This window comes from Youxingia wuxianensis (assembly GCF_014385085.1).
GTDB lineage: Bacteria > Bacillota > Clostridia > Oscillospirales > Ruminococcaceae > Youxingia > Youxingia wuxianensis.
Genome location: NZ_JACRTD010000004.1, coordinates 44,375 through 70,718 on the forward strand (window position 1 = coordinate 44,375; position 26,344 = coordinate 70,718).

At 45.1% G+C, this 26,344-nt stretch carries 29 protein-coding genes and 1 pseudogene; 16 read left to right on the plus strand and 14 right to left on the minus strand.

Annotated features, from left to right (window positions below; genetic code table 11):
* Positions 1 to 69: 69 nt before the first annotated feature.
* The 10 genes and pseudogenes from H8705_RS06260 (at position 70) to H8705_RS06305 (ending at position 7,366) form a co-directional block, all read left to right on the plus strand.
* Positions 70 to 414, plus strand: coding sequence for a MerR family transcriptional regulator (locus tag H8705_RS06260; protein ID WP_262394977.1), 345 nt, complete (start codon positions 70 to 72; stop codon positions 412 to 414).
* A gap of 5 nt (positions 415 to 419) precedes the next feature.
* Positions 420 to 1,097, plus strand: coding sequence for a flavodoxin (locus tag H8705_RS06265; RefSeq protein WP_262394978.1), 678 nt, complete (start codon positions 420 to 422; stop codon positions 1,095 to 1,097).
* A 24-nt stretch (positions 1,098 to 1,121) separates the two neighbouring features.
* Positions 1,122 to 1,826 (plus strand): DUF4405 domain-containing protein, encoded by a 705-nt coding sequence (locus H8705_RS06270; protein WP_262394979.1) that lies wholly within the window; start codon positions 1,122 to 1,124, stop codon positions 1,824 to 1,826.
* A complete protein-coding gene (locus H8705_RS06275; protein ID WP_262394980.1) occupies positions 1,813 to 3,261 on the plus strand; it encodes a flavodoxin in 1,449 nt (482 codons plus the stop codon). The genes H8705_RS06270 and H8705_RS06275 overlap by 14 nt, the downstream gene beginning before the upstream one ends.
* A gap of 60 nt (positions 3,262 to 3,321) precedes the next feature.
* Entirely contained in the window at positions 3,322 to 3,804 is a 483-nt protein-coding gene (locus H8705_RS06280; RefSeq protein WP_262394981.1) for a flavodoxin, read from the plus strand.
* A gap of 44 nt (positions 3,805 to 3,848) precedes the next feature.
* On the plus strand, positions 3,849 to 4,286 hold the full coding sequence (locus H8705_RS06285) for a cupin domain-containing protein (protein ID WP_262394982.1): 438 nt from the start codon (positions 3,849 to 3,851) through the stop codon (positions 4,284 to 4,286).
* A gap of 11 nt (positions 4,287 to 4,297) precedes the next feature.
* Positions 4,298 to 4,432: pseudogene (locus H8705_RS06290) on the plus strand (iron-containing alcohol dehydrogenase); the annotation flags it as partial.
* 240 nt (positions 4,433 to 4,672) lie between these two features.
* Positions 4,673 to 5,440 carry a carboxymuconolactone decarboxylase family protein gene (locus H8705_RS06295; protein ID WP_262394983.1) on the plus strand — a complete coding sequence of 256 codons (768 nt, stop codon included), beginning with the start codon at positions 4,673 to 4,675 and terminating at the stop codon, positions 5,438 to 5,440.
* 15 nt (positions 5,441 to 5,455) lie between these two features.
* Positions 5,456 to 6,373 carry a flavodoxin gene (locus tag H8705_RS06300; protein ID WP_262394984.1) on the plus strand — a complete coding sequence of 306 codons (918 nt, stop codon included), beginning with the start codon at positions 5,456 to 5,458 and terminating at the stop codon, positions 6,371 to 6,373.
* Positions 6,374 to 6,439: 66 nt separating this feature from the next.
* Positions 6,440 to 7,366 carry a hypothetical protein gene (locus H8705_RS06305; RefSeq protein WP_262394985.1) on the plus strand — a complete coding sequence of 309 codons (927 nt, stop codon included), beginning with the start codon at positions 6,440 to 6,442 and terminating at the stop codon, positions 7,364 to 7,366.
* Positions 7,367 to 7,503: 137 nt separating this feature from the next.
* On the opposite strand, the gene H8705_RS06310 is transcribed toward H8705_RS06305, so the two are convergent.
* From H8705_RS06310 to H8705_RS06325, 4 genes are all read right to left on the minus strand, one after another.
* Positions 7,504 to 8,007 carry a hypothetical protein gene (locus H8705_RS06310; protein WP_262394986.1) on the minus strand — a complete coding sequence of 168 codons (504 nt, stop codon included), beginning with the start codon at positions 8,005 to 8,007 and terminating at the stop codon, positions 7,504 to 7,506.
* Between the two features lie 219 nt (positions 8,008 to 8,226).
* Entirely contained in the window at positions 8,227 to 9,903 is a 1,677-nt protein-coding gene (locus H8705_RS06315) for a recombinase family protein (RefSeq protein ID WP_262394987.1), read from the minus strand.
* Between the two features lie 62 nt (positions 9,904 to 9,965).
* Entirely contained in the window at positions 9,966 to 11,249 is a 1,284-nt protein-coding gene (locus tag H8705_RS06320; RefSeq protein ID WP_262394988.1) for a hypothetical protein, read from the minus strand.
* Positions 11,236 to 11,835 carry a recombinase family protein gene (locus tag H8705_RS06325; RefSeq protein ID WP_262394989.1) on the minus strand — a complete coding sequence of 200 codons (600 nt, stop codon included), beginning with the start codon at positions 11,833 to 11,835 and terminating at the stop codon, positions 11,236 to 11,238. The genes H8705_RS06320 and H8705_RS06325 overlap by 14 nt, the downstream gene beginning before the upstream one ends.
* Before the next feature lie 147 nt (positions 11,836 to 11,982).
* Between H8705_RS06325 and H8705_RS06330 the strand changes: the two genes are divergently transcribed.
* From H8705_RS06330 to H8705_RS06345, 4 genes are all read left to right on the plus strand, one after another.
* Entirely contained in the window at positions 11,983 to 12,480 is a 498-nt protein-coding gene (locus H8705_RS06330) for a hypothetical protein (protein ID WP_262394990.1), read from the plus strand.
* Positions 12,481 to 12,989: 509 nt separating this feature from the next.
* A complete protein-coding gene (locus H8705_RS06335; RefSeq protein ID WP_262394991.1) occupies positions 12,990 to 13,301 on the plus strand; it encodes a helix-turn-helix domain-containing protein in 312 nt (103 codons plus the stop codon).
* On the plus strand, positions 13,298 to 14,920 hold the full coding sequence (locus H8705_RS06340; RefSeq protein ID WP_262394992.1) for an S-layer homology domain-containing protein: 1,623 nt from the start codon (positions 13,298 to 13,300) through the stop codon (positions 14,918 to 14,920). Before H8705_RS06335 ends, H8705_RS06340 begins: the two co-directional genes overlap by 4 nt.
* Before the next feature lie 223 nt (positions 14,921 to 15,143).
* Positions 15,144 to 15,584, plus strand: coding sequence for a hypothetical protein (locus H8705_RS06345; protein WP_262394993.1), 441 nt, complete (start codon positions 15,144 to 15,146; stop codon positions 15,582 to 15,584).
* 47 nt (positions 15,585 to 15,631) lie between these two features.
* Here the strand turns inward: H8705_RS06345 and H8705_RS06350 are convergent, their stop codons facing one another.
* The 4 genes from H8705_RS06350 to H8705_RS06365 all read right to left on the minus strand — a co-directional run bounded on the left by H8705_RS06350 (position 15,632) and on the right by H8705_RS06365 (position 18,099).
* Positions 15,632 to 15,799, minus strand: coding sequence for a hypothetical protein (locus H8705_RS06350; protein ID WP_262394994.1), 168 nt, complete (start codon positions 15,797 to 15,799; stop codon positions 15,632 to 15,634).
* Positions 15,789 to 16,172 carry a hypothetical protein gene (locus H8705_RS06355; protein WP_087393651.1) on the minus strand — a complete coding sequence of 128 codons (384 nt, stop codon included), beginning with the start codon at positions 16,170 to 16,172 and terminating at the stop codon, positions 15,789 to 15,791. The genes H8705_RS06350 and H8705_RS06355 overlap by 11 nt, the downstream gene beginning before the upstream one ends.
* 61 nt (positions 16,173 to 16,233) lie before the next feature.
* A complete protein-coding gene (locus tag H8705_RS06360) occupies positions 16,234 to 17,229 on the minus strand; it encodes a hypothetical protein (protein WP_262394995.1) in 996 nt (331 codons plus the stop codon).
* 399 nt (positions 17,230 to 17,628) lie between these two features.
* A complete protein-coding gene (locus tag H8705_RS06365; protein WP_262394996.1) occupies positions 17,629 to 18,099 on the minus strand; it encodes a hypothetical protein in 471 nt (156 codons plus the stop codon).
* Positions 18,100 to 18,348: 249 nt separating this feature from the next.
* Here H8705_RS06365 and H8705_RS06370 point away from each other — a divergent pair, with 249 nt between their 5' ends.
* Together H8705_RS06370 and H8705_RS13690 are read left to right on the plus strand one after the other, a co-directional pair.
* On the plus strand, positions 18,349 to 18,648 hold the full coding sequence (locus tag H8705_RS06370; RefSeq protein ID WP_262394997.1) for a cyclophilin-like fold protein: 300 nt from the start codon (positions 18,349 to 18,351) through the stop codon (positions 18,646 to 18,648).
* 262 nt (positions 18,649 to 18,910) lie between these two features.
* Positions 18,911 to 19,075, plus strand: a complete 165-nt coding sequence (locus H8705_RS13690; RefSeq protein WP_392392077.1) for a DUF4368 domain-containing protein — start codon at positions 18,911 to 18,913, stop codon at positions 19,073 to 19,075.
* A gap of 160 nt (positions 19,076 to 19,235) precedes the next feature.
* On the opposite strand, the gene H8705_RS06375 is transcribed toward H8705_RS13690, so the two are convergent.
* The 6 genes from H8705_RS06375 to H8705_RS06400 all read right to left on the minus strand — a co-directional run bounded on the left by H8705_RS06375 (position 19,236) and on the right by H8705_RS06400 (position 25,969).
* Positions 19,236 to 19,991 carry an exodeoxyribonuclease III gene (locus H8705_RS06375; protein WP_262394998.1) on the minus strand — a complete coding sequence of 252 codons (756 nt, stop codon included), beginning with the start codon at positions 19,989 to 19,991 and terminating at the stop codon, positions 19,236 to 19,238.
* A gap of 20 nt (positions 19,992 to 20,011) precedes the next feature.
* Positions 20,012 to 21,022, minus strand: a complete 1,011-nt coding sequence (locus tag H8705_RS06380; RefSeq protein ID WP_262394999.1) for a PLP-dependent cysteine synthase family protein — start codon at positions 21,020 to 21,022, stop codon at positions 20,012 to 20,014.
* A gap of 21 nt (positions 21,023 to 21,043) precedes the next feature.
* Positions 21,044 to 22,240: an iron-containing alcohol dehydrogenase gene (locus tag H8705_RS06385; RefSeq protein ID WP_262395000.1), complete on the minus strand. Its 1,197-nt coding sequence runs from the start codon at positions 22,238 to 22,240 to the stop codon at positions 21,044 to 21,046.
* 165 nt (positions 22,241 to 22,405) lie between these two features.
* Positions 22,406 to 23,251 (minus strand): sugar phosphate isomerase/epimerase family protein, encoded by an 846-nt coding sequence (locus H8705_RS06390; RefSeq protein WP_262395001.1) that lies wholly within the window; start codon positions 23,249 to 23,251, stop codon positions 22,406 to 22,408.
* A 74-nt stretch (positions 23,252 to 23,325) separates the two neighbouring features.
* A complete protein-coding gene (locus H8705_RS06395) occupies positions 23,326 to 24,876 on the minus strand; it encodes a Na+/H+ antiporter NhaC family protein (protein WP_262395002.1) in 1,551 nt (516 codons plus the stop codon).
* Positions 24,877 to 24,955: 79 nt separating this feature from the next.
* Positions 24,956 to 25,969: an SIS domain-containing protein gene (locus tag H8705_RS06400; RefSeq protein WP_262395003.1), complete on the minus strand. Its 1,014-nt coding sequence runs from the start codon at positions 25,967 to 25,969 to the stop codon at positions 24,956 to 24,958.
* Positions 25,970 to 26,344: the final 375 nt, after the last annotated feature.

The window sequence follows — 26,344 nt, forward strand, 5'->3', positions numbered from 1 at the left end:
TGTAAGTGCAGTCAAGAGAAATCTTTCTCTGGCGGCACTTACTTTTTTTATACGAGAAGGAAGATATAGATGACTCTGAATGAAGCCAGCCGCAGATTTCATATCAGTATAGAAAAACTTAATTTTTACGAAGAAAACGGTCTTTTGGAACATCAGATACTCCCCGATGGAGTACCGGACTATACAGAATCCGACCTTCGCAGAACAGGACTTATTCATTCTTTGTTGAAGGCAGGACTGAATATAGACGCACTGAAAAAATATTTGAGTCTGCTGGAAAATAAGGCGGGCAACAAAGAGGAGCAAATTAAAATCCTCCGTAAACAGCGGTTTAAGCTGCTGGATGATATCCATGAGAAACAACAATCATTGGATGAACTCGATTATATGATTGATAAAATAAAGAAAGGATGAAAGATATGAAAAAACTAACAGCTATTTTACTCTCATTACTTATGGTGGTAGGGCTTGCGGCCTGTTCCGGAAATACAGAGCAGACCGGGCAGTCATCGACTCCGCAATCGGCCGAAAACAGTTCCCCGGCAGGTACGACGGATAACGAATCCTCTGCACCGACTGATTCAAGCAGCACACCGGATAAGGAAGAAGGAACCCTTAAAGTATTGGTGGCATATTTCTCTGCAACAGGCACAACTGAAGGCGTGGCAGAGCATATTGCAAATGGATTAAACGCAGATATTTATGAGATTGTGCCGGAGCAGCCTTATACATCCGCCGATTTGGATTGGAACGATAATGACAGCCGCAGTACGATTGAAATGAATGATCCCAATGCCCGTCCGGCAATTTCCGGTTCCGTGGAGAATATGGAGCAGTATGACGTGGTGTTTATCGGTTATCCGATTTGGTGGGGCGAAGCACCGAGAATTGTCAGCACCTTTATGGAAAGCTACCATTTTGCCGGAAAGACAATCGTACCGTTCTGCACCTCTGGCGGCAGCGGTATGGGCTCCAGCGCGTCAAATTTGGAAAAACTGACGAGCAATGCCGTATGGCTGGACGGTCAGCGTTTGAACGGCAGCGATTCTCAGGATGAAGTTATGGAATGGGTAGACAGCCTCGGACTGGATAAATGATAGATAGGAAAGGACGAACCGCTCATGAAGCAAAAGCAGAAAATAAAAATGTGCGTTGATTTCTTGATGACGGGGCTGCTGCTTTGTCTGATGGCGTATCAAATTATCGGACAGGAACTTCATGAGTGGTTCGGTGCCGGAATGCTTATACTTTTTCTGCTGCATAATGCTCTGAATGTGAAATGGTATAGGCATTTATTCAAAGGAAAATATACTCCCTTACGGATTGTGCAGACGATTGTCAACCTGGGTGTTCTTACAACAATGCTATGTCTTGGGTTCAGCGGAATTGTGTTGTCCCGTCATGTGTTTTCCTTTGTTCAGGGAGGCCCGATGGCAACGGCAAGAACCATGCATCTTGCCGCTTCCTATTGGGGATTTGTACTGATGAGTCTTCACGCCGGTTTTCACTGGGGAATGATTTTGGGAATGGTCTGCAAATTAAAAAAGAAAAAACCGCAGATAGCTGTATGGGTTTTGCGATTACTCGCCCTGGCGATTGCAGGATATGGACTATTCTGTTTTATCAGCGCAGATATCCCGTCCTATATGTTCCTGAAGAATCAATTTGTGTTCTTCGATTTTGAACAGAGCGTCATGTCTGTGTTTGCAGAATATGCAGCAATGATGGGCTTTTGGATTTTCATAGGTCATTATTTTGCCAGAGGAATGGGAAAACTGAACCTTTTGATAGTAAAGAGAAAGGAGAACCGCCATGAAGAAAATTAATGTCCTTCTGATGGCGATGATAATGCTTTTTATGATGAGTGCCTGTAATACAAATACCGAAATCAATAGTTCGGAAAGCAGTAATGGTTTGGAAAGCAGCACAGATACAACAAATACCGTTTCTGTCCCGAAGGACTTTGTTCTGATTAAGGGCGGAACATTCCAAATGGGCAGTCCGGATACAGAAGCGTGGAGAAGTAACGACGAAACGCAGCACGAGGTTACTGTCGGGGATTTTTATATGAGCGCCTATGAACTAACACAGGCACAGTATCGGGAAATCACAGGCGAAAATCCCTCTAATTTCCGCGGTGATAATTTGCCGGTTGAAAATATTTCATGGCTTGACGCTATTCGTTACTGCAACGCCAGAAGCGAAAAAGAAGGGCTGACGCCGGTTTATACCATCGATGGCAGCAACATCACATGGGATCGAAGTGCCGACGGCTATCGACTGCCTACTGAGGCGGAATGGGAATATGCCTGCCGGGCCGGAACCGCAACGCCATTCAATACAGAAACTTCCATCAGTGCCGACGAGAGTAATTATTACGGACATTATCCGTATGAAATCGAGGACAACTATTTTTCGCAGGGAAATCTGGATACAAAGCCGGGCGAATACCGTGAAACAACCGTTTCAGTCAGCAGCTTTTCTCCTAATAAATGGGGGCTCTACAATATGCACGGCAATGTCGGTGAATGGGTTTGGGATTGCTACGGCGATTATGGAACAGCTGCAGTGACAGATCCTGCCGGTGCTGAAACCGGAACGCTGCGTGTGTATCGAGGAGGCGGCTGGAACGATTTTGCTAAAAATATGCGCAGTGCCTATCGTGCAACGCTTGCTGAGAATAAAGGCAGCTTTAACATCGGCATAAGACTTGTCAGAAATGCTGTCAGCGGTTCGGGCAGTATCATCAGTGCCGGTACAGAAAGCACAGCGGCAAACGGCGGAAAAGTTCTGATTGCTTTCTTTTCATGGGGCGGAAATACGAAAGGAATCGCTGAGGAAATTCAAAGTCAGACGGGTGCAGACCTATTTGAAATTACAATGGTAAATCCGTATTCCAGCGATTACAACACTGTATTAGATGAAGCGCAGCGAGACCAAAATGAGCAGGCGCGCCCTGAGCTTGCATCCCATATAGACAATATGGAGCAGTACGATACGATTATGATTGGGTATCCCAACTGGTGGGCGTCCATTCCTATGCCGATTGCTTCTTTCCTTGAGGAATATGACTTCTCCAGCAAAACCATTATTCCATTCTGCTCTCACGGAGGCGGACGTTTCGGCCAAAGCCTGACAGCGATTGCAAAGCTTGCACCTGATGCGGCAATGGGAGAAGCACTGAGCATTCATTATTCCGGTGGCGGCAGTTTGTCGGAGGATATAGCAAAATGGCTGGAGGCAAACGACATTACCGAATAGTAACAGATAAATGATAATTTATTTAAGCTCATATAGGAGCAATGCAAAGGAGACCATTTTATGGATAAAAAAATTTTAGTAGCATTCTTTTCTGCAAGCGGCGTAACCGCAAAAACAGCACAAAAGCTTGCCCAGGCAGTAGATGCCGATATTTTTGAAATTAAACCGGAACAGGCCTATACATCCGCTGACTTAAATTGGACAGATAAGAACAGCAGAAGCTCTGTTGAAATGAACGATCCGTCCTGCCGCCCGGCGATAAAAGACAGGTTTCCAAATATGGAGCAGTACAAGGTAGTCTTTGTCGGTTTCCCTATTTGGTGGTATGTTGCGCCGAAGATAATCAATACTTTCTTGGAAAGCTATGATTTTACGGACAAGAAAATCATTCCCTTTGCAACCTCCGGCGGCAGCGGTATAGGAAAAACCAATGCCGAACTTGAGCCGAGCTGTCCGGGAGCGGTTCTGATGCCGGGCAGAAAATTAGACAGTTCTGTATCAAAGCAGGACTTAAAGGCTTGGGCAGAGAAATTGGGGCTGTGATATGCAGAAATCAAGAATGAAAAAATGGAAAGGACGTTTGGAAAATGAAAATCAATGATAAAGCTGAGTTTGAAAAACAGAATACTTTTGGATTCGGACAGAAAAACACCGAATATACACAATATTTTATCGGAAATTCTTTTCTGAACCCCTTGACTAATCCGAAGGAAAGTCCGATGTTTTTAGCGAATGTGACCTTTGAACCTGGATGCCGCAACAACTGGCATATTCATCATGCAGATAAAGGCGGCGGACAAATTCTGATCTGCACAGCAGGTGAGGGATGGTATCAGGAGGAAGGAAAAGAAGCGGTCAGTCTGATTCCCGGCAGTGTCATCACTATTCCCCCGGAAGTAAAGCACTGGCATGGAGCAAAAGCAGATAGCTGGTTCAGTCATATCGCCGTTGAAGTCCCCGGTGATAACAACAGTAACCAATGGTGCGAGCCGGTGTCTGATGACGAGTATAAGCATTTGAAATAAGAAACAAGATCATGTTAGGAAATTTTAACTACTGCAATCCCACCAAACTCTATTTTGGAGAGGATTCGCCGGACTATCTGGACGAGGAGCTGCCGAAGTACGGCAAAAATATCATGCTGACCTATGGCGGCGGCTCCATTAAAAAACGGTATCTACGAGAATACGAGGGCTGCAGGCTGGCAAAGGAAAACAGCGCGGTTTAAAACCCCGCCGATTATGAAGTCCGGAGCAACATCATATGGGCGGCATTGTAAAAGGCTCCTTCCCTATGGATGTCGGATATAAAGTCCTCAGTCAAAATAAAATCGTGGATATTTTGAAGCAGAGTATGTAATGCGGATAAGGTTATGTTCGTAAAGCCTGGTGTGTAAATTGGAGGTGTCTTTATGAACCGAACAGAAACAGCTTCAAACATCAAAAAAGATTTTTTTCGTGGAAAAGACCTTATTACGAATGATACTGACTCTGAATTTCGGGAGATAGTGGAAGGATTTCTTTACGGAGATGTGATTGACCGTGGTGTACTGACCGATGTGCAAAAGGCGTTGATTACATTAACAGCGCTTGCGGCCAGTCAGACGGTGTCCCCTCTCTCCCGGTACACGCTATCTGCACTGGATATGGGAGCAAACCCGGAAGAAATCAAGGAAACCCTGTATCAGTGCACCCCTTATATCGGAATTGAAAAAGTACAACAGGCTTTGACCGAAGTAAACAAAGCGTTTCGAGAAGCGAATATTTCTTATACGCTCCCGAAACAAGCATCGGTCACGGAAGAAACACGGTTTGAAAAAGGACTTTCTGTGCAACAGAAAATCTTCGGTGCTGAAAACATCAATATGATGCGTGATGCAGCACCGGCGGAGCTTAAGCATATTCAGGATTACCTATCCGCTTATTGCTTTGGAGACTTTTATACCAGAGGTGTGTTGGATCTTAAAATGCGGGAACTGATTACCTTTTGCGCCATCTGTTCGCTCGGTGGATGTGAACCGCAAGCAAAAGCTCATGCCGGCGCAAATATAAGTGTCGGAAATACCCGTGAAATTTTGATTGATGCAATTACCCAATGCCTGCCGTTCATTGGCTTTCCAAGAACTTTGAACGCGATTACCTGTATCAATCAGGTGTGCCCGGCAGAAAACAAATCCTAAAAAAAGGGCGATAATATGAAAAGAATCATAGCACTGTTCATCTGCTGTTGCCTTGTATTAGGATTGGTCGCCTGCAGCAGCAAAAAAAATAATAGACCAACGACCACCACACCTATAGGAGAAAAAATTATTACCAGTGATAGCAATATTTTAATCGCATATTTTTCATGGGCGGATAACACCGTGGTTACAGATGAAGATGCTGCGGTAAAAAGTGCATTGGAGCATTTCCAATCCGTTGGAGATCACGGTGAATATGTAGATGTAATAAGCTCAGCGAGTGTAGTAAAGCCAGGAAATGTGTCTCAGATAGCAACTTGGATTCAGGAGCGAACCGGAGGAGATATGTTTCCTATTATAATAACGGAACCTTATCCAAGTGATTATGATGAGTGTCTCGATCGGGCGGCAGATGAAAAAGCTGAAAACGTTCGTCCCCAGCTTGTGGGGCGTGTAGAGAATATAGAGAATTATGATGTGATTTTCCTTGGTTTTCCGAATTGGTGGTACACAGCACCGATGGCGATATTCTCCTTCATCGAAGAATATGATTTGTCGGAAAAAACCGTAATCCCATTCTGTGCACATGGGACAGGAGGGATTGCGGGCAGTGTAAAGGATATAACAGCCTCGTTGCCGGAAACAACAATAGTTTTAGATCCAATCGGTGTTTATCGCACGGACATTAACTCTGCACAGCCCACAATCAATGAGTGGTTGAATACACTGGGGTTCACCGAAGCAGAGTCATCCTCCGAAATGGGTTCGGGTGAAACGAAATTCCTTGAATCGGGAACAAAAACTATGCGAATGACAGTGAATGATCAGGAAGTAAAGGTTACCCTGAAAGATACTCCTTTAGCGAATACACTGTATAATTTGTTTTGCTTTTCAACGATGCTTACCAACGCCCTCATGCAAGGGTTGCGTTGACATTATCTGTTGATAACTCATTATCGCCATGATATAATGCAAGAAAAGTCATTGGGCGGTATGGGCATGTCACAAAAAACGGCTGATAATAAAATAGCGGAATTGCGCCAAGGGTTTTCCGAATACCTTAAAGCGCAAGGGAAAAAATCATATGGAACTACCGTATCAGATGCCTTCTATCTGTATAGGAATAGTTTCAATCTTGACTTTTTAGCTCTGCTGGATATTGAGGAAATTCAGCAGTTTCAAAACAGAGCAAATGAACTGTTAAAATCTATCCTGCGTGAAAAGTCCTCTGCTAATGGTGGCAACATAGGGACATACGCAAGTGCCATAACTCAGTTGTGGAAATATATTCATTCTAATGGTGCGAATGGCGTAATCTCTGCCACTTTTGTACCATCCTCGCCCTCTGCAACTTTCCATATACCTCGCCCATCATGTGAAGAGGTAGAACGGTATTTGCATAGATGGAATACAACTGCCGATTTGTTTCAGCCGGAAACCGTATTAAAAAAACTATTTACCGAAACCCACCCCAAAAACAACTCAATCGACGATATTATTTTGAAAGTTGCCGCTCTCAATACCGTATATAACACCTACATCTATTCTGTTTATCCTGTTGCACAGCACATCCTTTCTCTCAAAATTGATGAACGGCTTTCTGCGGGTGATGAAACGCTTGTTAATGAACTTATGCGGGTAATTTATACTGATGGAGGGAAAATAGACCATTACTCTTTTGCAACGAAATATTGTAGCTTTCATAACCCGGACGCATTTCCCATCTATGACAGTTATGTAGGTAAGATACTGCAATACTATCGGAATCAAGAGGGATTTTCTGATTTCAAAAATAGTGACCTAAAAAATTATCCTTATTTCAAGCGTATTCTGTCTGATTTTCGCCAACATTTCGGGCTGGAAAAGTACACCACAAAAGAATTTGACCAATACTTATGGCAATTTGGCAAAGAATATTTCAAATAAAAGTACGCCTGTAACAATCTCGCTGCGAGAGCGGCTGTTACAGGCGTTTTTCTTTTTGGCGTGTAGTTTGTTGCTCTGTGCGCTGTAATTGCGAGAGAGCGCACGAGAATAGGGAAGATTGCTGATATACCCTATAATTATTTAGGCAGCATGATGAAAGCGAATCCGATTAGCCCAAGTAGTACAATTCCCCAAATCAAAAGCACTTTCGATATGGTTTTTTCTGCCTGCGCCTCGCTTTCAAAGCGGGTGGTTTCTTCTTCATTATCGGAGTTACTGCAATCGTCACTATCATCATCAACAAAGTCTTCTAAATACTCGCTATCATCTTCATCAAACGATGAATAAGAAGTATCGAAAAAACCGGGGGTGGTTTTTCCAATCGTTTGACCATTTGTGCGGTGTATCATACCTGTTAGCCCTTTATATGACGAAATATAGCGGTCATTTATTTCGTCATGGTAGACTTCCTCCGCGAAAAAACCGGGACGGCTTGTGCCAACCTGGTTGCCATCTGCGTCATAATGTATTTTTCTATCTCCAAATAAGCCAGGGCGACTTTTGCCAACATATTTTCCATCCTCGTAGTGGTAGGTCATACCAAATAGACCGGGCCTGCTTGTTATACGCTTTTTTCTCATGCTAAACCCCTCCATTGAGATATTTTATTCCGTGTCCGATATTTCAGATGTCTAAATCCTGTGAATACAGAATATCAAAAAGAGTGTCCCATAAACAGTACACCATAAAACCCTATATTTCGACAAAATAAGCCGAAAAAAATTTGAGAGTATATTTTCTACCTACTTCCAGTAGTGAGCAGCCCGTAAGACCGGGCTACCCCTACCGGATAGAGTAGATTAGGACACCTTATTCTGTGTCTGATATTTCAGATACTTATGCTTTTCCACCAGCCTGTCCACTTCCTCTATGCCCTTAAACTTAAAGGCAAGTGTGCCATCTGGCTTGACTGTGATACTCTCCAATCCTGCAATCTTTTCTTCTCTGCTTATCGTCTTAAACTTCTTGCGCCATAGTTCCCGTTGCTCTTGCAGATATGCTATGGTTTCATCTACCGCCGCTATATCCTCTTGGACTTCCTCATTAGAGCGTGATAATTGCTTTATCGCAAATAACAGCCGTTCTTCCTCTGCTTTCAGCGGCTCCACCCGTTCATCCAACTGCGCTTTGCTAAACATATCAGACATATACAAGTCTAATAACTTATCTTTCCGCGCCGCTATCTCTGCAAGTTGTTCTTTCATATAGTTTACTTCATCGGCGGTTTGCTTGTCAATCTGGCTTTCCAGCGCCGCCCGGATACCCTCTAATTCCTCCACACCTCTGGAAAACCGAAAGAGCAGACCATTACCGAATGCCCTGCTTTGCAGATAGCGGTTTATCGTTGTTTCAGACACATTCGGATTACTGCATAGCATGACCCTGTTTCCATCCTTATCCCTACTCATAGTGCGCTTTTTCTTGCAGGCGTATGTCCGTACCCTGCCGCCCGCCGACTTGATATAGTCGCTACCAGAAGAAAAGTAATGCTCGCCGCAACAGCCGCACACTAATTTTCCTGCAAACTCTGTCTTACCTGTGTATATGCCCCTGCGCTCCTTGTGCTGTACCTTGCTCTCAAGCGTTCTCTGCGCTTTTTCAAATGTGTCCATATCCACAATGGCTGGCACCTTGTCCGTTTCAAATATCACGGCTCTGCCCGTTTCTCGTACAGGGTGCTTTTCAAAAATCGTCCCCGTTGTAAACCTCTTTCTTGCCCCATGCCCTGTATAGGTCACATTCCGCAGCATTATCAACAGACTTCTGCCGCTAAATGGCTTTCCCTGCCTTGTAAAGATACCACGCTCGGCCAAATACTCGCTGATCCGCTGTACCCCCATACCCTTATTGGTGTATAGGTCGAATACCAGCCGCACCACCTCTGCCTCGTCCTCTCTTATCTCCAGCCTGTTCTCCGGCTTTGGATAATACTTATAGCCGTACAAATTACCGTGTGCGTGGATATTGCCCCGCTTGATACCCTCTTGTATGCCAAACAGCACCTTGCGGCTTTTGTCCCTGCTCTCGTTCTCGTCCAATACCTGCAACATCTGAACTACCATAATATCAGCGTCCCGCTCGGTGGATAATCCCGTATCTACAAAGTCCACATATACGCCATTCTTGCGGAGCGTTTTCAAAAGCATATCGGCGCTGACATTTCGGGCAAATCGGCTGGTATTCTTTATCAAAATACGGCTGAATTTCGGCTTGCCTGTGATACGGAATAAGTCGCCGTCCATTTGGGTTTTGTCAATCCCGGCGTCTAAAATCATCTTGTCAAACTCTGGACGCTTTAGGCTTGTGCCGCTCCGTCCTCTATCTGCATAGAGGCAGACAAGTTCATAGTTTTCGTTTTCCCCGAACTCCCGCTGAAAATAGGCAATCTGATTTTCAAAAGAAGTCAACTGCTCCTTGTCCTTGGTGCTGACACGGCAGTAGGCGCATACTTTCACCCGCTTAAATGTTCGTTCCATCGGTCTACCTCCTTTTGGAAAAATATGCCGCCCTCGCATTTTGAGAGCGGCATATAATAAATTTATCCAGCCGAAACACTTGCTAATGCTTCTTTCTGCCTTTCAGCGTCATACAGCCCGTTGACTATATCAGCAGTTGCCGTGTAGCCGTTATTTGCAATCACTTCCCCGTCAAATACAGCATACGCAATAGTATTTGTATCAGCAAAGTAAATAAATGTAAATTCACTTCTCACTTCTGCTCCGAAAGAGTTTTGTGCGTCTACATATGACTGAACTGCAACATAATGCTGATTTTTTCCAAAACTCCACCCATCGGTGATATTCGGAAAATCTGCGCTTTTCGGGGATTTTAGCAACTGCTTTACAGTTTCCATAGTGGCATATTGATAATCTGACATATCCGAAATAGACATGGGTATATACCATTCCTCGTAAAAAGCCATGTCATATGTAACTTGTAAAGAGCCAAATGTTTCGCCCTCTATCAGATCTGCTCGGAAGTCATCTATTCCATCGGCAGGACAGCGGTAGCGCAAAACAGTACCGTTATCTTCGGCCTTAGAACCGTTTTCTCCCATTGATATTCCAAATGCGTTCAGAATTTCATCGCTATCGGTGTAAGGATATGTGTTGTATGAAGTAAACCTTACAACACTGTTGTTGACCAAAGCAAACGAAACATCGCCTAATCCCTCTGCGTTATCATAATCATAATAAACGCAAGGAACTTCAAAAGCTCCAGTACAAGTGCCTTCGTCCACGCTATCAGGCTGACCTAAAATCCCAATCAATTCTGCGCCAGTTACTTTAGAGAATTTGGTCACATCATATACGATTTCATCGCTTTGGATATTCTCGCCTGTAACATTTCCTTGCATGGTACTCGGATTACTTAGACCACCGGAAGAAATGGCGGCGGCGATAACAATTAGGCACATCACCAAACTATAACCAAGCCCAATCCTATTGATACGGCGAGAAAATGGTTTTTTCCACAGTAGGAGGACAATAGCAAGGTATGGCATAAATACGATGGCTAATGCAGTCCAAAATTTAATATTCGGCTTTACCTTACCGATGTTATTTCCCTCGTTATAAACTTTTCCGTCTACCTCAATGTCCCGTGAACCGCACTTGGAACAGTGATAAGGGTTGCGCTGTGTATATTGCATTTGAGCAATTTCTTCGGTTGCGTTTCGGTATTTCTTTCCATGCAACAAAGGAGCCCGTTTGAGTTTTGCGTACTGAATATTATCCTTTTGCCTATTGTATTCTTTAATATCTTCGTCCGTTGCATACCAAACATTTCCGCATTTCCTACACTTGAATTCATGCTCTTTCATTGGGCTGTTCCTCCTCTAAAGTATGATTTTCTCGCTCCTGCTGTTCGCGAATTGCCTTATACAGCGTTCCCTGTGCTAAACCGCAGATTTCACAGATTTCAGCAACGCTATGGGTCTGCGCCCTGTAAAGTTTCAGAGCCTTTTCAACCGTCTTTGCGTCCTTTGGCGGTCTGCCGCCTTTACGCCCTCTTGCCCTCGCCGCTTTCAAACCCTCATTTGTTCGCTGTACCGTTAAATCTCGCTCGAACTGGCAAAGAGCGGATAAAACAGTAAGGAGCAATTTTCCAGTAGGAGTGCTGATGTCGATATTCTCTTTCAAACTGATTAAGACAACGCCCTGCTTCTCAAAATGTTCAATAAGCGCAAGCAGGTCTTTGGTAGAACGCCCCAGCCTGGAAAGACTCTCAATTACGACTGTATCATCTTTCCGCAACTTGTCTAACAGCCTATTCAATTCGGGGCGGTTGCGCTTTGTGCCGGTCATTTTTTCTGTCAGCAGTTCATCTACTCCATAACTGTTCAGAGCGTCAATCTGTCTATTAAGGCTCTGTTCTTCTGTGCTTACCCGAGCATAACCGAAAATCATTTTATATCCCCCCTTTACAAAATTGCTGTGTAATATTATATAACACGGACGCTCCTATTTTGCAAGTAGTTTTTTAACTTATTTTTGAATGTATATATAATTACAAAAACAAGCTAAACTATTTGTAAAAACGGGGGTGGTTTCAATATGTTTATTATTCAAAAAAATGATGCATCCAGCAAAACCATTCGTATGCCAAATGCTTTAATAGAGCAGTTAGAGGAAATTGCGGCGAGCGAGGATATTTCTTTTAATCAGCTTGTAGTACAATGTTGTGAATATGCGCTTGCAAATCTCCCTAAAAATGATGGGAAAATTACTTGCACAGAACAGTTCATAAGCAGGAAAAGACAAATAAAATCAGCTTTTGAAACATATTATCTGGCTGAACACCCAGCGGCAAATAAAACAACAGTCATGCAAGTGTTTGCCGACGCAATTTATCCTACTCAACGCCGCCACGCCGCCCTCGGCATAGACTTATATAGCGTTCTCTCTGGCAAAATAAGCATAGACGAATACCGTAGCACACTTGAAAGCTATTTTCTGAAAATCAATCGGAACAACCCTGAGAGCCAAGCCCGAAACTATGCCAATTGCACGAAACAGCTAAAAGCGTTCATGGAGCAGGCTGACCTGATTTAGACCGAAATTTTTTGATGAAAGACGAAGAAAAATCTGAAAATAATTGATCTCTACCCATTGAGCGACCTTTATTTACAGTACCACCACAAAAACCGGAGGTAGGGTCGGCATAGATTGTCAGTAACTATACAAGGATATGGAAACCGTTGAATGGTTCTCCATATCCTTGCTTTTTGCTCTATGGTTTGTATTGTATCGTATCGTTTTGGCTCTGCTAATGCTGTTCTATCGTACTTTATAGATATAACATAGCTTTACAAAATACGAATGATTTTTGTAATCTGTGTACCCGCTGTTTTTCAGCAGTCAAAAGTGTGCATTTTATTACAATAACTTTTGCATTTAACTATTTACAACAAATTACCGTTTTTTGTAATTTACAACACGCAGTTTGATTGGTACTTCCATTTTGGAGTACCAACTTTTTTATTTAGTTGACAATCTGTTATCTGCAATCGCCCATCTGCAAACTGAAGTGCTATATGATAATAATGCTTGAGGTGAGCAAGATGATATATAACCTGTCCGCACGATTAAAACAGCTACGGCAGGAAAAACACCTAAAGCAAGAGCAAGTCGCATTGTTGGTGGGTGTCACAAAATCCGCTGTTTCAGCCTGGGAGCTTGATATGCGTCAACCTTCGTATGAGGCGTTAATCCGATTGGCCGAACTGTACCGTGTGAGTACAGACTATTTACTCGGTCGTACTTACAGCCGCTCCATAGACCTAACCGGACTGACCAATGCAGAGATTGCCCTAATATGTGAACTTGTTGCGTCTATGAAAGCCAAAAATCAAAAGTTGGAGGAGTTTATATGAAAAAAGTGATAAGCCTGCTGTTGGGACTAACAATGTTGCTGTATTGTTCCATACCCGCTTTTGCCACAGACAGTGAAATAGCGGAAAACCCGTTGACTGTTTCCGACCCTGCACCGCCCACTCAACAAGAGCCACCCGCCGCCCCTGTTACCGTTTCCACGCTGGACGAGTTAAAGACTGCGATTGCCGCCGCTCCTAATGTGGCAATCATCTATATCGACAACTGTATTATGATTTCAGACGAAACTGTAAGCACAGAGAAGATAATCACGCTTGCCCGTGCAGATGGATATGCTGGCGACTTAATCTCTCTTGGCAGTAACGGCGGGATTTCTGGCTTTACTTTTTATGACACCAGAGATTTCAGCAATACGATAATCGTGGGTGTAGACGCAGAAAACGCAATGATTGAGCGGTGTATTTTCTCTGGAAATGAAAACGCCCTCACATGGTTTATCTGCGTATGTGGCAGCGCATCTGTTGTCAACTGCTATTTTGCAGACGGCGGGTTTGCAATACAGAATACCGATATTGGCACTGTTACCGTCCGTGACTGTACTGTTGTCGGCGTTTCTTTGCCCGATGGCGAAAGCCCCGTACTCAACAATGGCACTATGACGATGGAACACACAAATGTTTATCAAAATACAAGCGGAGTCTTGAATAACGGCAATCTTACAGTAAACGGCTGTGAGATTGCGGATAATATCAGCACTGGTGGAGTTGATATTGATAACCGTGGTACATTGAGCATATCGGCTGATACCGCAGACAGAGGATTTTATAAAACGGACACAGGCGAAGAAGTGACCTTGCCTCTGTCTGAATATTCCGACCCGACTATGTTTTTATGCTTAACCGAGGAACAAGCGAAAGAATATTTTGCGCCGCCTACAACGCCTGATGAAGAACCGACACCCACGCCCGAGCCTACACCCGAACCAGATGTAGAAGAACCTACTACTACCCCAGAGCCTACACCAGAACCAGAGCCTACACCAGAACCCAGCGAGGATGATAATTATACGCCGCCGAGCCGCCCCAGCAGGCCCAGCCGCCCCGCACAGCCTACCACTGAAAAAGAGCCTGTGACCGAGCAGGACGCCGCCCCTGTGTTTGCCTGTGGTGACGCTGTGATTGATGTTTCCCGCTCCGTAGCGTTGCAAGGATATGGTGACGGACTTCTTCATTTGGAGGACTACTTAACAAGAGGGCAGATGGCAACCATTATCTACCGCCTGTTAGATGATGATACACTGGAAAAATACGATACAGCGGAAAGCGTCTTTTCCGATGTGCCTAAAGATAGTTGGTGCTGCCGCTATGTTTCCACGATTGCCAATGCCGGAATTGTGGCAGGCGTTGGCAACGGAAACTTTAGCCCGAACAGCCGCTTGACATGGGCGCACATTCTCACCGTTTTAACCCGCTTTGTCACGGCGCAGGACTATGCCCTGCAATCTATACGCTATGACGGCTGGGCGCTGAAATCTGTAAAGACAGCCGTTGCTCTCGGCTGGATTGAAGATACTGCAAACTTTAACCCTAATGCGCCCATTACCCGCGGCGAGTTCACCGACCTTGTAAATGGCGTACTTGCCCTGTATCAAACTATATGATTAACGATGAAATGATACAGTACCTTAAAACGGTGCAGGAGAAGAATGTCATAGAGCGCAGAGAACGCCTTGCCAAAATCATATACAAATATCCCAATATTGATATTTGCAGTGGCCGGATTCCAACGCAAGAAGAAATCTATGCAATACAACGGTGTCCGCTATATGACGGTATGTTAATTATCTTCAATCCTTTAGAAAATGAAGAAAAGGAGTAGTAAATATGAGTAGAAGTGTTGCCGTAAGAAGAAAATGGAATAAGCCTGTTGAACTTGCACCCGATGTTCCAATCATCGGAACAAATGGAGCAAAAATTCGTGAAATTGTAGGAGAAACAATTAGACAATGTCCTAAGTTAATTCTTTCGGTTGTCTATCTGCCGTCCTTAGAAGAACTTAGAGCATGGAGAGATGAGGGGGTTTATGATGGTGTGTTAATTATCTATGACCCCATAAAAGGATATGAAAACGGTATAATCAAAGACCTACCTGTTGAAGAACTTGTTGCCATAGCGAAAACCTTTTATAATATGATGGTATATACTACCGATGTCCCCTTGCCCTCTAATAACTGCCTAAAACGCTTTCGTCAAATAAATTATATGCAGGGCGGATTGGTAATTTTTCACAAGAGCGGTAAGGAAATTCCATATGGAAATAGTTAAAGTTAAGAGCGGCTATACAGTATTGCCTACTGTGTAGCCGCCCTTTTTTAGTCCGGTATTTCATCTTCCCCGACAAAGATAATGACCCTTGCGCCCTCTGGCAGTTTTGCCAACTCTGCTCGGCTTGGCTTGCCGAAAAAGACATACTGCCGCCTTTTGCCGTTGGCTTTCCGCTCCATCTGTTTCAGTTTTTTCAAGAGGACTTTACTCTGCATTGAAACATTCCTCCAAACGCTCCATTCTCGCTAAAATATCCCGGCTTTCTGCATAGCGTGAAGTGTAGTTAAAAATCAGCTCCGTTGCCCTCAATCTGGCGTTGATGGTCGCTTTTGGGTCGTTCAGCACCGCAACTACATTTTCAACCGCCGTTTCCAAACTGCTGGATAACTTCGTCCACGCCGCATTGACGATTTTCTCTTTCATATCCTGCAAAGCGGCCTGGAAGTCCTCGTTCTGCAAATACTTGTAGCCCGTATTTCGGTTAATATGGGCTTCTCTGCAAGCGTGAGCGAGGTTATCCGTCCTGGCATACTCAATAAGAAAAATGGATTGTTTTGTGGTCAATCCTGCAATTTTTTCAATCTCCATAAAATCACCCCCTAAAAAGTTTCCTGTTGGTTTATGCTTACTCTGTCCCGTTTCTCTATGCTCACAGTATGCTTACATTCGCAAAGTTGGACTTGCTCTGCCTGCTCTCGTGGCGTTTCTCGCTGTTTTCTGTGCTGTCGGTGGTAGTAACAGCAGAAATATCCTCAACGGCGATCTCGCTTGTTTCTCGCTGTGAGAGCGTGGAGTTTACACTGTCCTCATGTGGACTTTGCTGTGGAACAGCCGTACTTTCTGCCTGTTTTGCACATTCTCTCGTAATCTGCTGGTCTACCGCATAAGGAATATACCCCCATCTGCCGCCCACTTCATTTTTCGCTCTTACAGCATTATCCACTGATACGCTGGTATCTTGGAAATAGATAGTCCCCGCTCGTTCTGACATATCGCGGCTAACCTGTTGCTCTGCTCTCTCTAACATCTTGTTGCCAATAACAGCCGCTTGCATATAAGGCAGTAACTGAGATTGCAGACTATCCAGTTTCGCCGCCTTATCTGCGTCAAAAGCCCTTTCTGCCGCTGTTTTTGCGTTTTTTGACGCAACCTCATAGCGCACCTTTGCATACTTGCCCACCTCATTGTCAGCAGACAAGAACATAATCGCCCTTGCGCCCTCCTGCGTGTCAATATATTCGTCTAAAATACAAAGTGACTGTGTAAGGTCGTTCTTTCCCTCGTTCAAAATGCGAGTTTTGATAAGCGTCTGCATAAACTGCAAATCAGCAAGTTCCTTTTCCGTATAGTTGTATCGAAATCTTGTGTCATTCACTTTGACAATCTTCTGATTGAGTTCTGCAATACACCGATTATTTTCTATAACCGCTCTCTGCACCTTAGACAGCCACTGTCTATTCAGTTCCCACAAATGCTCCCTATACCATTCGTCTGTGTAGCCGTGGTCTTTCTTTGACTGCTGTAAAGCGGCAAGTGCAGACGGATAAGGCTTTTCATCAATAAGCCTTTGCAAAGTAGTCTGCTTGCTGGAAAAAAGTTCGCCCTTAAAAAGTTTCCAGCCTTCAACAATAAACTTTTCACTCATAGTTCCTTATTCTCCTTTCGCTCTTTCCATCATGTTGCTTGTAGTAACTGTCCTCTCTGCCGAGGGGTAAGGCGTGACAGTACATCTTTTCAACGCTTCATCAAAAGACAGTTCCTTTCTTTTCTGCCTGTATATACGCATATACTCCCGTCTGCGTTTTCGCTTTAACTCCTCTGGCTTTTTTGGCCGCGCCAAATTTTTTCGCCCCTTTCTTTTTTTCGCTGTTTATACTGTTTCGAGTTAAAAATAGTCTGTTTACCCAGCCGCAAGCCTGCGAGCCGTAAACGCTCTATTGTTATTACATAACACTTCACCGCCTTTTGCAGACTTCCGCAAAAGCCCCACAGCACAACGGCTTTAGAAAATGCTCCCTAAATGAGAAGCGTACAATTTTGCCCGTTATACACGACGCAAAATTGTACTCTGCCTCTCGATATATTCTGTTGTCTGCGCTATCCGTTCCGCTGTTTTCAAGTGCTGTTTGGAATATTTGCAGTCTGGATGGCTTTTCCTCATGCTCTCTATAATGCGCTCGGCGCAACTGCTTGCCCCGTAGCCCTCCACCATGATATGAAGGTGCGGCGGTTCGTCTGTGCAGGGCGTTACCCGCTCGCCGTTGTGTATGCGCTTTTCAGAACAGATAAAGCGTTTCCTGCCGCCCTCGCTCTTTGGCTTGTCATAACCCATTTTGCCGTACCACTGTGAACTCGTGACAGATAGGCCGAGCAGAAAGGTTATGTCCTCGTCCTGTTTCTTCTTTAGCCTAATACAAACAGCCCGAAGTCGGTTTAATTCTTTCTCTGCCTGTTCTACGCTGTCAAACTTGCGAGGGTCGTTCAGAAAATAGGCTGTATCGACTTTCCTGTTCATTTCACCCCCTCCTGTTTGCTTGGCGTAATACTATTTTACAATCTGAAAAGGGAGAAATAAAGCGGATTTTGCCATATTCCAGCAAGTTCTACGATTACAACAACCGTCCCTCTCATTTTCCTAAGAAAAAAATAGAGCCGAAAACAGCACCTTGCACAAAAGCAAAAAGCAAGCCGCAAATATCTCTGCGACTTGCCTTTAGACCCATTGAGAATACTGCTTTTTTAGCCGTTGATAAACACCGTTGAAATGCAATATAAAACCAATGATATGTTGCCGCTGGAACTGTCCTTTGAAGATTTTAACGGCACAGAGAAAATTGCTTATTTGCCGGACGGACAAAATTTAAGTACTGACGGAATAAATGGCGGTCATGAACCTGCCGTTGGCGATTTGTGTCTCTATGCACCTTGGGGGAATCTCTGTATTTTTTATAAGAATTTTCGTTATTCTGATGATCTCTATTCCATCGGTCATATAGACAGTGGCATGGATGTTCTTTCAGGCATGGACGGCAATTTTACTGTTATGCTGGAAAAAGGGAACTAACTGATGTTGAGGAGAAATCATATGGAATATCGCAATCTACTGAAAGGTAAAAAAATCCGTATGCTGGCTGTTTTACTGTGCATGGGTTTGGGATTAACCGCTTGCTCTACATCGAAATCCGAAGCAGAGCAGACGGAACATACCAAATCTTTTTTTGCAACGGTACGATGTGATATCTGGTAGATATGGGCAGAAACCGTCAGAACTTGGACAGGGGTTAAAATCCATTACCGAGCGCATCAGTGAAATGGGTATGGGGGAAATGTGCATACGTGAGTTTATTGATAAGGCGAAATCTTATATGGAGATGCCAAATCCGACACCCAAACTGCTACGGGTATTTATCCGCAGGGTTGAGGTATACGAAAAGTTCGAAAATTATTCACGCGCTTGCGGAAACCCAATCGTTATCCGCCTTGTGTTCTAACTGCCCGAACAAAACGGTATGCCTGCCTTAGAAAAGGTTATGTTGCCAATGCAAATGCCTGTCTAAAAAGCAGTAACCGGAAGGCGCAAAGCCTTCCGGTTACATACTACATTCAATTACTCCCTAACAACACGAACCATTTTTCGTCAGGGTGTTTTATTTAAAGTTCCATATCCAGTTCTACCGGGCAGTGATCGCTGCCAAACACATCATCCCGAAGGAGGATATCCTTTACTGCGTCTTTTATCCGCCGGGAAACGATAAAATAATCGATACGCCATCCCGCATTGTTGGCCCGGGCGTTAAAACGGTAAGACCACCAGGTGTACCTGCCGGTAGTTTCAGGGTATTTGTCCCGAAATACATCGATAAATCCGCTTTCCAGCAGCTGGGTCATTTTCGCCCTCTCCTGATCGGAAAATCCCGCGTTTCCCCGATTGGTTTTCGGATTTTTCAGGTCGATCTCCTCATGGGCAACGTTTAAATCCCCGCAATAGATCACCGGCTTTTTTTCGTCCAGCCCCAGCAGATATTCCCGCAGAGCGTCCTCCCATTCCATCCTGTAATCAATCCGGGCAAGTTTTTCCTTAGCATTGGGGGAATAGGCATTGACCAAATAAAACTTTTCGTACTCCAAGGTCAGTACTCTTCCTTCATCGTCATGGCCTGGTCTGTCAAAATGACGCTTTACCGCAAGAGGAGAAGTCTTGGTAAATACCGCCGTACCGGAATACCCTTTGCGCACCGCGCTATTCCAATACTGCTCATATCCAGGCAGCTGAATATCCGCCTGCCCCTCCTGCATTTTCGTTTCCTGCAGACAGATCATATCCGCTCCGCTTTGGGACGCATACTCATAAAAGCCTTTGGTGATACACGCCCGCAGACCGTTGACATTCCAGGTAACAATTTTCATTAAACTTTCCTCCCAATGGACTACCGATAGGCTTTCGCACTTACCAGCTGAATATCTTTGGATAGATATTCCTCTTTCATTTTCTGCGGATCGCTGTAATCGGTGGACAAATACTTTTTATTATCATCCGCGAAGGTGGTAGTCATTATACTCTCCCCGCCCAGAAGATTCTGCGCTAGTACGCAGCCCACAAAATTAGCGCCTGAGGAAACCCCTACCCCCAGCCCCAGTTGCTGGGAAAGCATCCGAGCCATAATGAGGGCGTCTCCATCGTCTACAGAGATTACCTGATCCAGTTCCTTTAACTTCAAAAGCTCCGGAATAAACTCATCGGAGATCCCCTGTATCCGGTGGCTTCCAATTTTATATCCGGTGGACAGGGTAGGCGAGCTGAGCGGTTCCAGAGGAAACCCTTTGGCGTTGGGGTTTTCATCCCGCAGCCGGCGGGTAATTCCCATAACCGTACCGCCGGTGCCTACTCCAGCTACCACCCCGTCCGGCACAAGCCCCAGCCGCGCCAGCTGGGAAACAATCTCTTCCCCGGTAGTAAGATAATGGGTCTGGGTGTTATCCTCATTGGAGAACTGGCGGGGTAAAAATACTCCGCCCTTTTTCGCCAGCTCCTCCGTCATCTCAATGGAACCTAAAAAGCCCCCTTCTTCCCGGGATACCAGGCGTACTTCTGCCCCATAGCTCAGCATCAGGTTTTTTCGCTCGGCGCTCATCCAATCGGGCATATAAATCACCACGGGATGCCCTAAAAATCGCCCCATAGCGGAAAAAGATATCCCCGTATTTCCGCTGGTGGCTTCCACAATGGTATCTCCCGGATGAATTTCTCCCTGTTCGTAAGCTTTTTTTAGCACATGAAACGCAACCCGGTCTTTGATGCTTCCGGTAAGATTGTAGTATTCCGCCTTGGCAAAAATCCGTCGAAGTTCTCCTCGATACCGGTAGCAGATTTCCACCATTGGGGTATGGGAGATCATCGGCGCAATACTGTCAAATTTCTTTTGTATCGACTGGTCCATGAAAAGTCTTCCTCTCGCAAATCATTCTTCGTTGGCCGCACAGTAAATATGGTATACATCCTCCATGTCCAGCACCTGAAACGCACCGATTCTGCGGGTGTTTTCATAGGTACAGCGGAAACTTAATTCTCTTAAATCTTCCTCGGTCAGTTCTCCCAGGTTAAGCTCCGGCAGGCATACCGGCATATCCAAAGATTTAAAATATTCTACTGTCTTTTCAATCCCCATGCGGGCTGCTTTCACATCGTCCGTCTCGCACACGCCCCATACCTTCCTGGCATACCGGGCGAAACGGGAGGGCTTTGTCATATATACATAGTTGGCCCAGGCCTTCCATACCGCTGACAGGGACGCTCCATGGGCTACGTCGTATTTGGCGCTGAGTTCATGCCCCAACTGATGGCACGAAAAATCCGTCGCCGCAACTCCCAGGCCGGTAAGGCCGTTATGGGACAGGCTGCCCGCCCACATCAATTCCGACATCGCCTCATAATTATGGCTGTCCTGGATCGCTGTGCTGCCATTTTCGATAGTTACCCGGAGCACTGCCTCCGCCAGCTGGTCGGTAAGCTCATTTCCCTCTTCCTGGGTAAAATAGCGCTCTGTGGTATGCATCATGATATCCACAATTCCGCAGCCAATCTGGTATTTAGGCAGGGTATAGGTGTTTTCCGGATTCATTAAAGCGAACACAGGACGGTTGATATCCAAGTTGCAGGAGCGTTTCAGGTTTCCATCCTGGTTGGTCAGTACGCTGGAGTTGCTGGTTTCGCTGCCCGCTGCGGGAATGGTCAGCACCGCCCCCACCGGAGTAGAGACCGTCGGTACTTTTTTACGCAGATAGTAGTCCCAAATATCATCCTGCGGGTTGGCAAGTCCCAGGGCAACCGCTTTGGCAGTATCCAAAACACTTCCTCCGCCTACCCCTAAAAGGAAATCCACCTTCTCTTTCCGGGCCTCCTCCAGCGCTTCCTTTGCAAATGCAAGGTAGGGGTTGGCGTGTACGCCTCCTTTTACTATATAGCGTATGCCCGCCGCCTTTAAAGAGTCCTCCACCCGGCCAAGCACGCCGTTTCTCACAGCACTGCCTCCGCCGTAAAGAACCATAACGGATTTTTTATTCATCTGGCGGATCAGTTCTCCCGCCCTGGTTTCGGCGCCTTTTCCAAAGTATATTTTTGTTGGTGTATAAAACTCAAATTTTTGCACGCAGTTCATCCTCCCCAGAATGTCATTTCAGTATAATAAACATTAGTTTTCATTATACCATATCCCCCCTCCCTATTCCAGTCCTTCTCCCTCAAAACGGCGAAAACCCGGAGAAAGTTTTCAAAGAAAAACTTTCTCCGGGTTTTTCAGGGGGAGTTGGGTGGAGTGTACCCTTTATTTTGCTGTGTAAGGCAAGTATTTTTTAAGGGTATTAAGTCCCCGAAGCAGATCTTCTTCCGGATGGGGATAGTATGCCTCGTCTCCCAGCTCTAAGGTCATATAGCCTTTGTATCCATGTTTGGACAGAGCTTTGAGATGTTCTTCCAAGGGCTGTTCCCCGTCGCCCCAGGTCATATGTCCCGTAGGAGTACCGTCGTTGAGATGGATATGGGTAATCTTATCCCCCAATACCTGGAAAAACTCCTCCAGAGATTTTCCTTCATTACATACAGGTACCGTATCAATACAGCATTTTGCCATGGGAGAATCCAGCTCCGCCAGCATTTTCTGGGTAGTAGCCAGATTATTCACCAAGTTGGATTCCTCCGGCAGAAGGATTTCAAAAGCGATTTCAACTCCTTCTTTTTCCGCCGTTTTTAAAATTTCCCGAATACTGTCCGCAGAGCGCTTCCACGCCTCGTCTACCGTTTCGTCAAAATTGCCCCAGCCGGAGGTAAGAAGCATCCGCTCCACTTCCAGTTCCGCGGTCTGCTGGACATATTTTTTAAAGTATTCTACGCTGCGTGCGCGGAGAATATCGTCCGCCGCCGCAATATTCACCGGGTACAAGCATTGTTCCGGGGTGACGCATACAATTTTCATCCCTCGCTGCGCTACCATTTTTTTCATTTTAGGAACCGGATTTTCCCAGCTGTCACTGTTGCAAAAATGGGGAGAACCCGCCCACAGCTCAAAGTTTTTTACTCCTAGTTTATCGATAGAATTAATAAAGGTTTCAAAAGAAGTGCGCTGATAATGCATATTCATCGCCGCGACCTGATCAAAGGTAATCGTTTTCATCCACAATATCCTCCCTTATAATAAAGTTTCTCAGCCCGCCCGCACTGCCGGCGGGCGGGCTTAAATGGTTTTAATTAAAAGATAAATCCTGCTACTAAGAAGCAGACAGCTGAAAGGACTACCGCAATTACCGTATATTGAATGGCTGTGGTAGATGCCTCGTATACGTCTGTTTTCGTAGCGGCGGCCGCTACCAGCGCACCGTCAGAGTACAGACATCCCTGACTGCCCCAGATACCCGCGCAGATCAAAGCCGCGATGGTTAAGTAAGGATTGGCTCCTGTGGCTGCCGCCAACGGAATAACAATCGGCAGCGCCATCATGTACAGCGACCAGTTGAAGCTTACCAGGAACTCGGTAATAGCAAATACCACGAAAATGATAAACGGCAGAAGTTTCGGAGAAAGAACATGGGCGGTCAGTCCTACGATATAAGGAGCAAAGCCCATAGCGTCCAGCTGATTTACCAGTACCAAAGAAACTCCGAACAGTACGGTCAGCATAGTCATATCTTTCATTCCGCCTAAAAGGATCTCATTGATGAACTGTTTCGGGGTACAAACTCCCTGAAGCACAAACAGAAGGAAGGTGACCACCAAAGAAGCGATGATACCGACCATAATATCCAGGCCAGCCATCAGAGCGCCCACCAACAGAGCGATTACCGGCAGGAAGAAATTGATCATACGGGGTTTCATATCTGGATTAAGATCTTCCGCTTCGATCTCAGTTTCATCTCCCATTTCCTTGCCGCTGGCCGCCGGAGCAACCGGACCGCCGTCTTTGACACGCTGAACCGCTTTTTTCATCTTGCCAAAGTCCGGAATAATACCCAAGGCGCTCAGAAGACCAATCAGCAGAATGATAATCGGAAAGAACATGAAAGGAACGCATTTCATATATTCGATAACGCCTTCCCCGGAAGCGGCAAATCCACTGGTTTCCAGAAGCACGGCCACGAATACCACCCATGCGCCCAAAGGCCACAAGGTTGCGGAGGCAACGGCGGAAGAACGAATAACAAAAACCGTTTTTTCTCTGGGGATTCCATAGCTGTCCGCCAGCGGGGTGATTGCCGCACCAGCGGTAAAGGCGCTCAACTCGTCGTCCACGGAAAGCCCGCAGTCAAGCAGCCAGATGATAAGCAGAGCCAGCTTGGAACTTTTTGCTTTTTTCTTTGCCCAGTTAGCGAACGCCGTAGCGCCGCCGCCTCTGGACACCGCCGCCAGTACGCTTCCGATGAGGAAATACAGCAGTATCATACGCGCGTTGTCATAATTCAGCAGCGCTCCGATCTGCTCCTCCGTAAAGGCTAATATCACCTCGGATCGGAACCTCATAAATACTGTTAGGAATGAGCTCCAGATAAATGCCTCCAAAAAACTCTTGGTCAGAAGAACAAAGATGAACATCAAAGCCGGTATCATCAGTGTCCATGCACCGTAATCCACCTGGAGTTCTTCCGGAAGCTCTTCGCCCGCATCGAAATCGACTGCTTCCACCGCTTCGGCATAATCATAATAGGACGCTTGCTCATGGGGAGCAAAAAAACCTACAATGATAAATGCCACCAGCATAATGGCGTAGGCCGCAACTCTTTTTCGATCGCTGAAAAAACTAGACATACATATCCCCCTTTTGTTTTTATTAAAGCGGCATACCAAAAGTTCTATATGCCGCAACTCCAACACAGCTCAAACAGTATCAGTACTCTACTACCTTATAATATCTGCGGATATCCAGCGAATGGCCTCTTTGGGCCTCCAGATGGATGCTTACCCGGTCCAAAACCGCTGTCATTATAATAGGGGACAAATACTGACGGAACTCGTCGCTAATCCCCGCAAGCCGGTAATCCGCTGTATCAAATACGGTTAAATTCTTGGTATATCGTTTTGCAAAGTCGATTACCCGCTGGCACATGGGCCGGGTTTCATCCTCGCCCATGATGACAATTAAGCTCATATTATCGTCCACCAGCTCCAGAGAACCGTGGAAAAATTCCGCCGCTTTCACCGACTTTGTTTTGATCCACTGCATCTCTTCCATAACGCACATAGCGTAGGAATATGTCTCTCCCCACACGCTGCCCGCGCCGGTCAGCATATGATAAGGGGCGTCTTTATAACGAATAGCAAACTGCTGCGCCTTTTCATCGCACTGTTTTTTTACCTCTACCAAAGCGTCCGGCAGCTTTGCCAGATTTTCACAGAACTCCTCGTATTTTTCAAAATCCCCATGTTTGTGCATCAGGGAAAAATACAGCATATAAAGAACGATATAATCCGCATCCGAAGCGGAAAAATCGTCCATTTCATTGACAATGGCATAGCTTGCGTCTTTTACAAACGGAACGTCCTCTTTCCCGGAAATACAGATGGTGGTAGCGCCTTTTTCCTTGCAGTATTTGGCCGCCGCCACGGTTTCGCTGGTGGTGCCGGAAGAGGAGGTAAAAATGCAAACCGACTCTTTTCCCAGCTGATTGTGTCCGGAAACTACCAGTTCCGCCGCGATTTCCAGATAGGCGGGAATGGTAGATTTGGTTTTAAGAAAATGCTCAAAGGGCATAAACATAGCCGCCGATCCGCCGGAACCGATTAAAAACAGGTTTTTATATCCTTTTTGTGTTACCGCCGCAGTAATCTCGTCAATGCGGCTTTTCAGCTTCATAGCCCCTTTACCAATACGAAGGTACGTTTCCTCATTAAAATTGATCATCCGTGATCCCCCTACTCAAAATAATGACCTTAAATGGTCGATAATGTATACATTTATTATATTTAACATACCACTTAAGGTTTTATTTGTCAATAACTATATATATTTATAATTCTCTAATAATTTGCATAATTTTTTTGTTGAATTGTACAGTTTCGTTTTAAAGATCAATAAAAATATTTTAATATTTTATTATACCAGTTGCTTTTTTTCTTAAATTGGTATACTATAGTGTCAGTGGTAGTTTAAATATACCATTTTTTCCTATTTCCAGTTTTTTCCCAGCTGACTTGCAATATCGGCCGATTTTTTTCGTTTTTGTTTTTTACGCAACGCATACCACCCCCAGTATTTCTGAAAAAGGTTAGCCTAATT

Excerpts from the sequence above, each read along its gene's own strand:
- H8705_RS06260 (WP_262394977.1), top strand. The coding sequence starts at position 70 with ATGACTCTGAATGAAGCCAGCCGCAGATTTCATATCAGTATAGAAAAA.
- H8705_RS06265 (WP_262394978.1), top strand. The coding sequence starts at position 420 with ATGAAAAAACTAACAGCTATTTTACTCTCATTACTTATGGTGGTAGGG.
- H8705_RS06270 (WP_262394979.1), top strand. The coding sequence starts at position 1,122 with ATGAAGCAAAAGCAGAAAATAAAAATGTGCGTTGATTTCTTGATGACG.
- H8705_RS06275 (WP_262394980.1), top strand. The coding sequence starts at position 1,813 with ATGAAGAAAATTAATGTCCTTCTGATGGCGATGATAATGCTTTTTATG.
- H8705_RS06280 (WP_262394981.1), top strand. The coding sequence starts at position 3,322 with ATGGATAAAAAAATTTTAGTAGCATTCTTTTCTGCAAGCGGCGTAACC.
- H8705_RS06285 (WP_262394982.1), top strand. The coding sequence starts at position 3,849 with ATGAAAATCAATGATAAAGCTGAGTTTGAAAAACAGAATACTTTTGGA.
- H8705_RS06295 (WP_262394983.1), top strand. The coding sequence starts at position 4,673 with ATGAACCGAACAGAAACAGCTTCAAACATCAAAAAAGATTTTTTTCGT.
- H8705_RS06300 (WP_262394984.1), top strand. The coding sequence starts at position 5,456 with ATGAAAAGAATCATAGCACTGTTCATCTGCTGTTGCCTTGTATTAGGA.
- H8705_RS06305 (WP_262394985.1), top strand. The coding sequence starts at position 6,440 with ATGTCACAAAAAACGGCTGATAATAAAATAGCGGAATTGCGCCAAGGG.
- H8705_RS06310 (WP_262394986.1), bottom strand. The coding sequence starts at position 8,007 with ATGAGAAAAAAGCGTATAACAAGCAGGCCCGGTCTATTTGGTATGACC.
- H8705_RS06315 (WP_262394987.1), bottom strand. The coding sequence starts at position 9,903 with ATGGAACGAACATTTAAGCGGGTGAAAGTATGCGCCTACTGCCGTGTC.
- H8705_RS06320 (WP_262394988.1), bottom strand. The coding sequence starts at position 11,249 with ATGAAAGAGCATGAATTCAAGTGTAGGAAATGCGGAAATGTTTGGTAT.
- H8705_RS06325 (WP_262394989.1), bottom strand. The coding sequence starts at position 11,835 with ATGATTTTCGGTTATGCTCGGGTAAGCACAGAAGAACAGAGCCTTAAT.
- H8705_RS06330 (WP_262394990.1), top strand. The coding sequence starts at position 11,983 with ATGTTTATTATTCAAAAAAATGATGCATCCAGCAAAACCATTCGTATG.
- H8705_RS06335 (WP_262394991.1), top strand. The coding sequence starts at position 12,990 with ATGATATATAACCTGTCCGCACGATTAAAACAGCTACGGCAGGAAAAA.
- H8705_RS06340 (WP_262394992.1), top strand. The coding sequence starts at position 13,298 with ATGAAAAAAGTGATAAGCCTGCTGTTGGGACTAACAATGTTGCTGTAT.
- H8705_RS06345 (WP_262394993.1), top strand. The coding sequence starts at position 15,144 with ATGAGTAGAAGTGTTGCCGTAAGAAGAAAATGGAATAAGCCTGTTGAA.
- H8705_RS06350 (WP_262394994.1), bottom strand. The coding sequence starts at position 15,799 with ATGCAGAGTAAAGTCCTCTTGAAAAAACTGAAACAGATGGAGCGGAAA.
- H8705_RS06355 (WP_087393651.1), bottom strand. The coding sequence starts at position 16,172 with ATGGAGATTGAAAAAATTGCAGGATTGACCACAAAACAATCCATTTTT.
- H8705_RS06360 (WP_262394995.1), bottom strand. The coding sequence starts at position 17,229 with ATGAGTGAAAAGTTTATTGTTGAAGGCTGGAAACTTTTTAAGGGCGAA.
- H8705_RS06365 (WP_262394996.1), bottom strand. The coding sequence starts at position 18,099 with ATGAACAGGAAAGTCGATACAGCCTATTTTCTGAACGACCCTCGCAAG.
- H8705_RS06370 (WP_262394997.1), top strand. The coding sequence starts at position 18,349 with ATGCAATATAAAACCAATGATATGTTGCCGCTGGAACTGTCCTTTGAA.
- H8705_RS13690 (WP_392392077.1), top strand. The coding sequence starts at position 18,911 with ATGTGCATACGTGAGTTTATTGATAAGGCGAAATCTTATATGGAGATG.
- H8705_RS06375 (WP_262394998.1), bottom strand. The coding sequence starts at position 19,991 with ATGAAAATTGTTACCTGGAATGTCAACGGTCTGCGGGCGTGTATCACC.
- H8705_RS06380 (WP_262394999.1), bottom strand. The coding sequence starts at position 21,022 with ATGGACCAGTCGATACAAAAGAAATTTGACAGTATTGCGCCGATGATC.
- H8705_RS06385 (WP_262395000.1), bottom strand. The coding sequence starts at position 22,240 with ATGAACTGCGTGCAAAAATTTGAGTTTTATACACCAACAAAAATATAC.
- H8705_RS06390 (WP_262395001.1), bottom strand. The coding sequence starts at position 23,251 with ATGAAAACGATTACCTTTGATCAGGTCGCGGCGATGAATATGCATTAT.
- H8705_RS06395 (WP_262395002.1), bottom strand. The coding sequence starts at position 24,876 with ATGTCTAGTTTTTTCAGCGATCGAAAAAGAGTTGCGGCCTACGCCATT.
- H8705_RS06400 (WP_262395003.1), bottom strand. The coding sequence starts at position 25,969 with ATGATCAATTTTAATGAGGAAACGTACCTTCGTATTGGTAAAGGGGCT.